The organism is Vicinamibacterales bacterium (genome assembly GCA_035699745.1).
Taxonomy (GTDB): Bacteria; Acidobacteriota; Vicinamibacteria; order Vicinamibacterales; family 2-12-FULL-66-21; genus JAICSD01.
Genome location: DASSPH010000019.1, coordinates 19196 through 30197 on the forward strand (window position 1 = coordinate 19196; position 11002 = coordinate 30197).

Below are 11002 nucleotides of genomic sequence, written 5' to 3' on the forward strand. Positions count from 1 at the left end.
AACTCCCGGTCCCCGATCCCCCGGCGTTCGGGTGACTTGGGAGTTGGGCGTTCGGACTTGGGCGTTGGGCTTTGGGAGTTGGGAGTTGACGCGACACCGCCTCTACGCCTCCTCCGGACTGAAGCCCGCGATCGGGCGGAGCGCGCGGTATTTCTGCAGCGCGGCGCGCAGCGCCGCGGCGCCGGCGGCCGTCAGGGTGAAATAGCGGCGCGCCGGCCGACCGTCGGCATGCGCGGCGGCGGCGTCTTCCCAGCTCGATTTCAGGTACCCGGCGGTTTCGAGCCGATCGAGCGCCGGATACACGGTGCCGCTGGTCAGGCCGGTGACCTGCATGATGTCGAAGCCGAACCGGCTGCCGGAGGCGACCGCGTGCAGGATGACGGCAGAGCCGAAGCTGATGGCTATGTTGGTAATCAACATAGCCCTTAGACGGGCGTCCGCGTCCAGCGGTTCCGCTGCGGCGCGCCCCCGGTATAATGAAAAGTTGCCGCAGAGCGCCAGACGATCGCGTCGCGCCGCGCCCGCAAGGGCGAAGGCGGACGAGGAAAGTCCGAACTCCGCAGGGCAGTGCGCCGGTTAACGGCCGGTCGGGGCGACCCGAAGGAAAGTGGCACAGAAAATACACAGCCAACGGCAGGTCGCAAGGCTTGCCGCGCCGCAGCCCGCAGGGGCGGCGGCGGGCAATGGTGAAAAGGTGCGGTAAGAGCGCACCGCGTTCGTGGCAACACGGACGGCAGGCAAAACCCCGCACGGAGCAAGGCCAAATAGGGAGACCGCGTCGCCGCAGCCCGTCAGGGCGAAGGCGGGGCGACGGACGGCCCGTCCGATGTCTCCGGGTAGGCTGCTTGATCCCGTCAGCAATGACGGGGCTAGAGGAATGATCGTCGTCTCGCCGTCGCGCCGTCAGGCGCGAAGGCGGGAAACAGGATTCGGCTTACGGCGCTCTGCGGCGCTTATCCGCTATCCGCTCGCTCGCCCGCGCCCCGCTCTCCGCCCGCTAACCGTCGGACTCCTCGGTGATCGCGTACTGCTCGAGCTTCTTGTACAGGTTGCTGCGCGGCGTCCCGATGACCTCCGCCGTCTTCGAGATGTTCCAGGCGTGCTCGCGCAGCTTTTCGACCAGAAACTTGCGCTCGGCCGACTCCTTGAACTCCTTCAGCGTGCCCGGCGCGATGTGCGGCGACGGAGCCGCTTCCGCGGGCGCGGCGCTCCGCTCCACCCGCACCACGTCGCGCAGGTCGTCCACGTCGATGCTGTCGCCCGGCGTCATGATCAGCAGCCGCTCGACGGTGTTCTTCAGCTCGCGCACGTTCCCCTTCCACCGCGCGTTCTGCAGGAACTCGAGCGCCGCCGGCGTGAAGCGCTGCGGCCGGCGGTTGTTCTCGCGGCTGAACAGATCGACGAAATGACGCACCAGCAGCGGGATGTCTTCCTTGCGGTCGCGGAGCGGCGGCACGCGGATCGGGATGACGCTGAGGCGGAAGTAGAGATCCTCGCGGAAGGTCCCCTTTTCGATCTCCGCCTCCAGATCCTTGTTGGTGGCGGCGATGACGCGGACGTCGACCTTGATCGTGCGGGCGGAGCCGAGCCGCTCCACTTCCCCCTCCTGCAGTACGCGGAGGACCTTGGCCTGCGTCTTCGGGCTCATGTCCCCCACTTCGTCGAGGAAGATCGTTCCCCGGTCGGCCTGCTCGAACTTGCCGATCTGCTTCTCGGTCGCGCCGGTGAAGGAGCCCTTCTCGTGGCCGAACAGCTCGGACTCGATCAGCTCCTCGGGGATCGCGGCGCAGTTCACCTGCACGAAGCGCTCGCGGCTGCGCAGGCTGTTGCGGTGAATGGCGCGCGCGACCAGCTCCTTTCCCGAGCCGCTCTCGCCGAGCAGCAGCACGGTGGCCGTGGTCGGCGCGGCGCGCTTGATCTTGTCCCAGATCTCGCGGATCTTCGGGCTCTCGCCGACCATCTGGTGGCGCGCTTCCACGGCCCGCTTCAGCGTCCGGTTCTCGTCGCGCAGCCGCCCCTGATCCAGCGCGTTGCGAATGGTGACCAGGACACGCTCGCTGGCCAGCGGCTTCTCGATGAAGTCGAACGCCCCGAGCTTGGTCGCTTCGACGGCCGTGCTCACCGTGCCGTGGCCGGAGATGATCACGACCGGCAGCGCGTCGTTGCTCTGGCGGATCTTCTGCAGGGTCTCGAGGCCGTCCATGCCGCCCATCTTGATGTCGAGGAACGCGAGGTCCGGGGGCTCGCGCTCGACGAGCGCCAGCGCCTCGGGCCCGCTCGACGCCTCCTGGACGTCGTAACCCTCGTACTCGAGGATCATGCGGACCGATCGGCGGATCTCGGCCTCGTCGTCGACCACCAGGATTCGCCCCTTCATCGACCCTCTCCGGGATGCCCCGTTCCGCTCGCCTGGCTCACTCGCTGCCGCTCCTTCGCACCTGTCATCTCGTGTCCACCGTCGCCAGCACGAATCCTCTCTGCCCCACGGACGGATCGTAACCATAAAACGCCAGCACGTCACCCGTCCGGGCCGCCGCGACGATCCGGGCGAAGTCGGCCACCGAGCGCACCGGCTGACGGTTGATCTCCATGATCACGAATCCGCGCCGCATCGGCGGCGAGAACGACGCGCCGGTCGGATCCGCGCGGACCACGACGACGCCGGCGACCGCGCCGGGGATCCCCATCCGCCGCACGAACGCGGTGTCGAGATCGCGGACCGCCAGGCCGAGCGGCGCGTCTTCCGGCAGCGCCGGCTGCGGCGGCGCCGACGGCGGCCCCGGATCCGCTCCGCCGAGATCGCGCGGCCGCTCGATCAGGCGCATGTGCGCCGTCTGCTTGCGTCCGTCGCGCAGCAGGTCGAGCCGGACCGCCGTATCCGGCTGCCGCCCCGAGATGTCGCGGATCAGCTCGTCGTTCGACAGCACGTCCCGGCCGTCGACGCTGAGAATCACGTCGTAGGGACGCACGCCCGCCCGTTCGGCCGGCGAGCCGTCGGTGACGTCCTGGACGAGCGCGCCGCGCGACACCGGCAGATTCAACGACCGCTGCAGATCGGGCGTGACGTCGGTCAGCACCACCCCGATGAATCCGCGCGACACCCGGCCTCGCGCCTTCAACTGCGGCAGAATCGCCACCGCCTGGTTGATCGGCACGGCGAAGCCGATGTTCGAGGCGCGCGAGCTGAGCGCCGAGTTGATCCCGACCACCTGCCCCCGCGCGTTGATCAACGGACCGCCGCTGTTGCCGTAATTGATCGCCGCGTCGGTCTGGATGTAGTCGTCCAGGCTCGCATCGAACAGCTTCCGTCCGATGAAGCTCACCACCCCCACCGTCACCGAATGCACGTAGCCGAGCGGGTTGCCGATCGCACACACCCATTCGCCGACCCGCAACTGGTCGGAATCGCCGAGCGGCGCCGCTTCGAGCGGACCGGCGGCGGCAACCTTGATCAGCGCGACGTCGATCGCCGGGTCGGTGCCGACGACTTCACCGCGGAGCGTCCGCCCGTCCGACAACGTCACGGTGATCCGATCCGCGTCTTCGATGACGTGATAGTTGGTGAGGATGAAGCCCTGCCGATCGATCACGAATCCGCTGCCGGATCCCTGGTGCGGCAGCTCCAACTCGTGCGGCGGCAGATCGCGCGGCTCGTCGACGCCGCGCCGCCGCCGCTCCCCGCCTCGCGCCGCCGCGTCGATGTTGACCACCGCGGCGTTCACCCGCTCGGCGACGTCCGCGAAGTTGACCGCGCCCCCCGGCGAGACGGCTCCCGCCGCGCCTCCGGGCGCCCCGATGGCGCCGGCAGGCGGGCGGATCGAGACCGTCCCCAGCAGGAACGACACGGCGCTGCACAGCACGACCGCGACGACGGTAAGGCGCATATCAGTAACCAGTCGCCGGTTGCCGGCTCCCGGCAGCCCGGCGCCGCTCACCAGTTTCCGGACTCTATTCTCTCGCGGAACGCCGCTTCGTCGAGGATGGGAATGCCGAGCTGCCGGGCCTTCTGCAGCTTGCTGCCGGCATCCTCCCCCGCGACCACGTAGGCGGTCTTCTTGCTGACCGATCCGGAGACCTTCCCGCCCAGCTCTTCGATGAGCCCGGTCGCCTCCTCTCGCGACAGCGTCGGCAGCGTACCCGTCAGCACGAAGGTCCTGCCGGCGAGCGGACCCGGAGCGCTGACATCCACGGCGGGCTGCAGGCTGTTCATGTTGACGCCGGCCGCGGCGAGCTTGTCGATCAGCGCGCGATTGTGCGGCTCCTCCGCGAACGCCCGGATCGACGCCGCCACCACCGGCCCGATCTCGGGAATCGCCTGCAGCCTCTCGAGGTCCGCGTCCATGATCGCCGGCAGCGTCCGCATGTGCCGCGACACCGTCGCCGCCGCCTTCTCCCCGACGTGACGGATGCCGAGACCGTAGACGAGCCGCGAAAGATCGTTCTGCCGGCTGCGATCGATCTGCTCGAAGACGTTGCGCCCGACCTTGCCGAGCCGGCGCGCCACCGCACGATCGGACCGCGGATCCTTCGGCGTCACCACCAGCGCCTCGAGCTGCTCCGCCGTCAGGTGGTACAGATCGGCGAAGTCCCGCACCAGCTCCTGTTCGATCAGCTGGTCGACGAGCGATTCCCCCAGCCCTTCGATGTTCATCGCGCTGCGGGAGGCGAAGTGCTCGAGGCTGCGGCGCAGCCGCGCGGGGCAGGAGGTGTTCTCGCACCGCCAGACGACTTCCTCTTCGTCGCGCGTCAGCTCGCTCCCGCACGCCCGGCACGTCGTCGGCATCACCCACGGCTTCGAGTCGGCCGGGCGCAGACCGAGCACCGGCGCGACCACTCGAGGGATGACGTCTCCCGCCTTCTCGATGACGACGGTGTCTCCCTCGCGGAGATCCTTGCGCGCGATGTCCTCGGCATTGTGCAGGGTCGCCATGGAGATCGTCGATCCGGCGACGAACACCGGCTCGAGCACCGCGTACGGCGTGTTCGCGCCCGTGCGGCCGACGTTGACTTCGATCGCCAGCAGCCTGGTGTGGGCCTGCTGCGCCGGGAACTTGAACGCCGTCGCCCATCGCGGGAACTTCGCGGTCGTTCCCAACCGCTGCCGCAGCGCCAGATCGTCGACCTTGACGACCACGCCGTCGGTCTCGAATTCGAGATCGCGGCGCCGGTCGGCCCACGCACTGCAGAAGGCGACGACCTCGTCGATGCCGTGGCACCGCTGCCAGTGCGGCTCGACGGGCAGCCCCCACTTCCGCAGCGCCTCCAGGCTGCTCGAATGCGACTCCAGCGCGGCTCCGACCAGCTGATACGTGAACGCGGCGAGCCTCCGCTTCGCGACCAGCGACGGCTCCAGGTTGCGCATGGTCCCGGCGGCGGCGTTGCGCGGGTTCTGGAAGAGCGGCTCCCCCTGATCCTCGCGTTCCCGGTTGATGCGATCGAACTGGGCCCGCGGAAGAAAGACCTCGCCGCGCACTTCGATGCGCCCGGGGACGTCCTCGTTCAAGGTCAAGGGGATCGCGCGAATGGTGCGCACGTTGGGGGTGACGTCTTCCCCGCGCACGCCGTCGCCGCGGGTGGCGCCGCGCACCAGCCGCCCGTCCTCGTAGGTCAGGGCGATGCTCAGGCCGTCGATCTTCAGTTCGGCGACGTAGGCCACGGCCGCCGCGCCGAGCCCGGCGCCGCGGCGCACGCGCTCGTCGAAGGCGCGCAGCTCCTCTTCGTCGTAGGCGTTGTCGAGGCTGAGCATCGGCACGAGATGCTCGACGGCGGCGAAGCCGTCCACGATCGTGCCGCCCACGCGCTGGGTCGGCGAATCGGGGGTGACGAGGTCGGGATGCTCGGCCTCGAGCCGCTCGAGCTCATGGACGAGCGCGTCGAATTCCGCGTCCGAGATCTCGGGTGCGGCGCGGCGGTAGTAGCAGTCTTCGTGGTACCGGATCTGCCGACGGAGTTCCGACAGCCGTTGGTAAGGATCCACCTACCGGTCGCGCGCGGTGACGTAGTCGGCGAGCGCCTGCAGCGCGTCGCGTTCGCGGCTCGGCGGGAACACGTCCAGCTCGCGCTTGGCGCGGGTGGCGTATTCGATCGCCTTCTCGTACGCGAGATCCGGCGCGCGCAGGTCGCGCAGCATCCGCGTGATCTCGCGCCACTGATCCTTGGTGACGGCGCGTTCGGCGACGACCGTGCGAATCAGGCGGTCCGCTTCTTCACCGCCGCGCTGGAGCATGTAGATGATCGGCAGCGTCACCTTGCCTTCGCGCAGGTCGCCGCCGACCGGCTTGCCCAGCGCGGTCTCATCCGCCGTGTAATCGAGCAGATCGTCGACCAGCTGGAACGCGACGCCGAGGTTGAAGCCGAACTCGCGGAGCGCAAGCTCCTGATCCTTGCTGACGCCGCCGAGCACGCCGCCGATCTGGGCGCAGCCGCCGAACAGGTAGGCGGTCTTGCGCCGGATGATCTCGAAGTGCTCTTCCTCGGTGATGTCGACGTCGCCGGTCTTGGTGAGCTGGTACAGCTCCCCTTCGATCATCCGCAGCGTGACGTCGCAGAGCAGGCGCACGATCTCGAGCGAATCCTGCGTCAGCGCCATCGCCATCGACTTGATGTAGAGGTAGTCGCCGAGCAGGACGGTGATGTCGTTGCCCCACCGCGAGTGCACGGCGAGGCGGCCGCGGCGGACGTCGGCGCCGTCGATGATGTCGTCGTGGACCAGCGTCGCGGTATGGATGAACTCGACCACCGACGCGTTCAGCACCGCCTTGTCGCCGGTGTAGCCGGCGAGCCGCGCCGCCATCAGGAGGACGGCCGGGCGCACCCGCTTGCCGCCGCTCTTCTGGATGTACTTGCCCATCTCAGGGATCAGCGCGACGCGCGACTGGATGCGGCGTTCGAACTCGTGCTCGACGCGCTCGAGATCGTCGCGGATCGGCTCGAAGATCTGCGCGAGATCCGCGGCCACGGGAAGTTTCTGGGCGGGTTCGCTCAAGGGAGAATCGCCAGGTGTCGCTTCACCATATCAAAACTCAGCCACGCCCGAAAAGGCTGCCGAAATTGCGGCTGGTCCGTTCCGCCAGCCGCGCCGGCGCCTCGCCGCGGGCTGCGGCGAGCGCCTCGATCACCCGCGCCACGTACGCGGGCTCGTTTCGCTTGCCGCGGTACGGCACCGGCGCCAGGTAGGGGCTGTCGGTCTCGACCAGCAGCCGGTCCTCCGGCACGATCCGCGCCGCCTCGCGCAGCCCTTCCGCCTTGGGAAAGCTGACGATGCCGGCAAACGACACGTAGAACCCGGCATCGAGGGCGCGCCGCGCCATCGCCGTGTCGCCGGTGAAACAATGGAACACGCCGCGGACGCCGCCGCTCTCGGCCAGGATCGCGAAGGTGTCGTCGGTCGCCTCGCGGGTGTGGACGATCACCGGTTTGCCCAGCCGCCTGGCGAGCGCGAGCTGCGCCGCGAAGACGTCCCGCTGCACGTCCCGCGGCGCGAAATCGTAGTGATAGTCGAGGCCGATCTCCCCTACGGCCACGCCCTGGAAGGCTGAAACCTGGGTTTCCGCCGCGACTGCGGCGTCCTCCGCGCGTCCGGCGAAGCTGCCGGCCGAATGGGGATGGACGCCGGTCGCGAACTGCACCGCCTCCCACTTCTCCGCCACCACGCGTGCCCGCGCCGCTTCCGCCTCGTCTCCCGCGGCGAGGATGCACAGGGCGGCCGTGAGCCCCGCCTCGCGCGCCCGCGCGATCGCGGCGTCGAGGTCCGCCTCGAATGCGTCATCCGCGAGGTGGCAATGAGAATCGATCACTTGATGCGCGAGCCGGGAGCGATGTCGCCGTCGAACGCGACCAGGACCGGCTTGCCGCCCTCGGGGCTCGCCGCCAGGATCATGCCGTTCGATTCGATTCCCATCAGCTTCGCCGGCTTCAGATTGAACACGATGCCGATCGTCTTGCCGACGAGCTGCTCCGCCTCGTACGCCTCCGCGATGCCGGCGACCAGCGTCCGCTGCTCCGTGCCGACGTCGATCGACAGCTTCATCAACTTGCGCGAGTTGGGAACCTTTTCCGCGGCGAGGACCCTGGCGACGCGGAGATCGACCTTCAGGAAGTCGTCGATCGAGATGCGGTTGTCGGCGGAGGCGGGCGCCGCCGCCGGGGCCGCGGCGGCGGAAGGCGCAGCCGGGGCCGGTGCGGGGGTTCCGGGATTCTGATCAGACACAGGTGTGCTCCATTGCGCGCGCAGTTCTTCGACGCTGAGGTCGATGCGCGGAAACAGGTGATCGATGGTGCCGAGGGGACGTCCCGGCTCCAGACGGGCGTGCGGAAGGCGGTCGTCCCAGGGCAGCAGCGGCGAGCCCAGCAGCGCACTCATCCGCCGTGCGGTCTGCGGCATCACGGGGTGAACCAGCGCCGCCACGACACTCAGCGTGCCGGCCGCGTGGCAGAGCGTCGTCTCCAGCAGCGGGCGGCTGCTCTCCGATTTCGCCAGCGTCCAGGGCTCGCGGACGACGACGTACTTGTTGACCCGGGCGATCAGGTCCCAGACCTCGCGCAGCGCCTGGCTGAAGTCCAGCCGATCGGCTGCCTCGAACGCCGCCTTCACCGCCGCTTCCGTCGCCTTGCGAAGCTCGTGATCGACGGCAGTCTCGGCCGCTTCCGCGGGGCCCGGCACCCGGCCGCCGCAATAGCGCTCGATCATCGTCGCCACGCGGCTGACCACGTTGCCGAGATCGTTGGCGAGGTCCGCGTTGTAGCGCGTCAGGAACGTGTCGTCGCTGAAGCTCGCGTCCTGCCCCAGCGTCATCTCGCGCAGCACGTAGTAACGGAACGCGTCGACGCCGAAGATCCGCACGTAGTCGTCGGGCCTGACGACGTTGCCGAGCGACTTCGACATCTTGGCCTCGTTCATCAGCCACCAGCCGTGGCCGATGATCCGCTTCGGCAGCGGCAGGTCGGCGGCCATCAGGAACGCCGGCCAGTAGACCGCGTGCTGGCGGACGATTTCCTTGCCCATCAGATGGATGTCCGCCGGCCAGTAGCGCTGCTGCCGCGCGGCGTCGTCGGGAAAGCCGGCCGCGGTGAGGTAGTTCGTCAGCGCATCGAACCAGACGTACATGACGTGCTTCGGGTCGTCCGGCACCGGGATCCCCCAGCGGAACGAGGTGCGGCTGACGCTGAGATCGCGCAGGCCCGCCGCGACGAAGGCGGCGATCTCGTTGCGCCGGATGTCCGGCGTGATGAACTCGGGATGGCGTTCGTAGAGATCGAGCAGGCGATCCTGGAACGCGGACAGCTTGAAGAAATAGCTCTCCTCGGCGAGGCGCTCGACCGGATTGCCGCACGTCGGGCACTTGCCGTCGACCAGCTGCGTTTCCGGCACGAACAACTCGTCGACGGTGCAGTACCACCCTTCGTAGGCGGCCTTGTACAGGAAGCCCCGGTCGCGCACGCGGCGCCAGATCTCCTGCGCCGCCTTGATGTGGCGCGGCTCGGTGGTGCGGATGAAGTCGTCGTTCGAGATGTTCAGCCGCGAGAACAGCTCGCGGAACTTCTGCGACGTCCGATCGGCGAAGGCCATCGGGTCCTGCGCCGCCGCGCGCGCCGCGCGCTCCACCTTCTGCCCGTGCTCGTCCGTGCCGGTGAGGAAGAACACGTCGTCACCGCGGAGCCGGCGCGCCCGCGCGATCGCATCGGCGACGATGGTCGTGTAGGCATGGCCAAGGTGCGGCTCGGCGTTGATGTAGTAGATCGGCGTCGTGATGTAGAACCGGGCGGCCATCTGAGGGATTGTACTAGCTGCGAATAGTATCGCGGGTGCGGCATACTTGACGGGCATGCTCTATCTCGACTGCTTCTCGGGCGTCTCCGGCGACATGATGCTCGGCGCGATGCTCGATCTCGGGCTGCCGCTCGACGCACTGAAAGGGGCGCTCGGCAGCCTGGCGATGGAGTACGGCGACGTGAGCGCCGGGAAGGTGACGCGCGCCGGGATCACGGCCACCAAGTTCCGCCTGCACGACACGCGTCCGCCGGTGCCCGGCAACGGCCATCGCCACTACCACCTCAAGGGCATCGTGAACGCGATCCGGCACTCCGCGCTCGGCCGCGACGGTCAGGACCGCGCGATTCACCTGTTCGAGCGCCTCGCCGAGGCGGAAGCCTCCATCCACGGCACCCCCATCGAGAAGGTGCACCTGCACGAGGTGGGCGCCCTCGACTCGATCATCGACATCGTCGGCGCGGTGTACGCGTTCGAGTACTTCGGCATCGAGGACGTGGTGGCGTCGCCGCTGAACGTCGGCGGCGGCACCGTGCGGTGCGCCCACGGTGATTACCCGGTGCCCGCCCCGGCGACGGCGCGGCTGCTGGTCAACGCGCCCGTGTACAGCAACGGCAACGCCGAGATGGTGACGCCGACGGGGGCGCTGCTCGTCACCGCCTACGCGAGATCGTTCGGGCCGCTGCCGCCGATGCGGATCGAGCAGATCGGCTACGGCGCCGGCGACCGCGATCCGCAGGGCACGCCGAACGTCTTGCGCATTCTCAAGGGCGCGCGGGCCGACGGGCCGGGGGATTCCCGCGTCGTCAAGATCGAATGCGAGATCGACGACATGAACCCGCAGCTGTTCGGGCCGCTGATGGAGAGTCTGCTGGGCGCGGGCGCGCTGGACGTGTTCTTCACGCCGGTGCAGATGAAGAAGTCGCGTCCCGGCACGCTGGTCACGATCATCGCGCCGCCGGCGGCGCGGGCGGCGCTGACCGACATCCTCTTCCGCGAGTCGACCACCATCGGCATCCGCTACGAGGAGATGTCGCGAACCTGCCTCGATCGCACCACCGAGACGGTGCAGACGCCGTACGGCGCGGTCCGCTTCAAGGTCGCGCGCCGCGACGGCCAGGAGCTGAACGCCTCGCCGGAATTCGACGACTGCGCCCGCCTTGCGGCGCAACACGGCGTCTCGATCAAGGCCGTGCAGGCGGCGGCGATCAAGAGCCGGGGTCAGTAGCCGGT

8 protein-coding genes and 1 other RNA gene are annotated in these 11002 nt (G+C 68.9%); 2 read left to right on the top strand and 7 right to left on the bottom strand.

The annotated features are described in order from the left end of the window. Positions 1 to 102 precede the first annotated feature (102 nt). Complete coding sequence (locus VFK57_03640) at positions 103 to 417, bottom strand: helix-turn-helix transcriptional regulator (GenBank protein ID HET7694775.1); 315 nt, start codon at positions 415 to 417, stop codon at positions 103 to 105. A gap of 72 nt (positions 418 to 489) precedes the next feature. On the opposite strand from VFK57_03640, the gene rnpB reads away from it, so the two are divergent. Continuing rightward, positions 490 to 952: RNase P RNA component class A (gene rnpB / locus VFK57_03645), an RNA gene on the top strand. 45 nt (positions 953 to 997) lie between these two features. Here the strand turns inward: rnpB and VFK57_03650 are convergent. The 6 genes from VFK57_03650 to metG all read right to left on the bottom strand — a co-directional run bounded on the left by VFK57_03650 (position 998) and on the right by metG (position 9769). Beyond that, entirely contained in the window at positions 998 to 2377 is a 1380-nt protein-coding gene (locus VFK57_03650) for a sigma-54 dependent transcriptional regulator (GenBank protein HET7694776.1), read from the bottom strand. Positions 2378 to 2441: 64 nt separating this feature from the next. Next, positions 2442 to 3884 carry a trypsin-like peptidase domain-containing protein gene (locus tag VFK57_03655; GenBank protein ID HET7694777.1) on the bottom strand — a complete coding sequence of 481 codons (1443 nt, stop codon included), beginning with the start codon at positions 3882 to 3884 and terminating at the stop codon, positions 2442 to 2444. Between the two features lie 47 nt (positions 3885 to 3931). Continuing rightward, positions 3932 to 5977, bottom strand: coding sequence for an NAD-dependent DNA ligase LigA (gene ligA, locus VFK57_03660; protein ID HET7694778.1), 2046 nt, complete (start codon positions 5975 to 5977; stop codon positions 3932 to 3934). Beyond that, entirely contained in the window at positions 5978 to 6958 is a 981-nt protein-coding gene (locus VFK57_03665; protein ID HET7694779.1) for a polyprenyl synthetase family protein, read from the bottom strand. It lies immediately after the preceding gene. A 64-nt stretch (positions 6959 to 7022) separates the two neighbouring features. Beyond that, complete coding sequence (locus tag VFK57_03670; GenBank protein ID HET7694780.1) at positions 7023 to 7796, bottom strand: TatD family hydrolase; 774 nt, start codon at positions 7794 to 7796, stop codon at positions 7023 to 7025. Then, positions 7793 to 9769 (bottom strand): methionine--tRNA ligase, encoded by a 1977-nt coding sequence (gene metG / locus VFK57_03675; GenBank protein ID HET7694781.1) that lies wholly within the window; start codon positions 9767 to 9769, stop codon positions 7793 to 7795. Before metG ends, VFK57_03670 begins: the two co-directional genes overlap by 4 nt. A 55-nt stretch (positions 9770 to 9824) precedes the next feature. On the opposite strand from metG, the gene larC reads away from it, so the two are divergent. Beyond that, positions 9825 to 10997 (top strand): nickel pincer cofactor biosynthesis protein LarC, encoded by a 1173-nt coding sequence (larC, locus tag VFK57_03680; GenBank protein HET7694782.1) that lies wholly within the window; start codon positions 9825 to 9827, stop codon positions 10995 to 10997. Positions 10998 to 11002 lie beyond the last annotated feature (5 nt).

What these genes read in the sequence shown, in the direction of transcription:
- VFK57_03650 (HET7694776.1), bottom strand. Translation starts at nt 2,377, where the DNA reads ATGAAGGGGCGAATCCTGGTGGTCGACGACGAGGCCGAGATCCGCCGA.
- VFK57_03655 (HET7694777.1), bottom strand. Translation starts at nt 3,884, where the DNA reads ATGCGCCTTACCGTCGTCGCGGTCGTGCTGTGCAGCGCCGTGTCGTTC.
- metG (HET7694781.1), bottom strand. Translation starts at nt 9,769, where the DNA reads ATGGCCGCCCGGTTCTACATCACGACGCCGATCTACTACATCAACGCC.
- larC (HET7694782.1), top strand. Translation starts at nt 9,825, where the DNA reads ATGCTCTATCTCGACTGCTTCTCGGGCGTCTCCGGCGACATGATGCTC.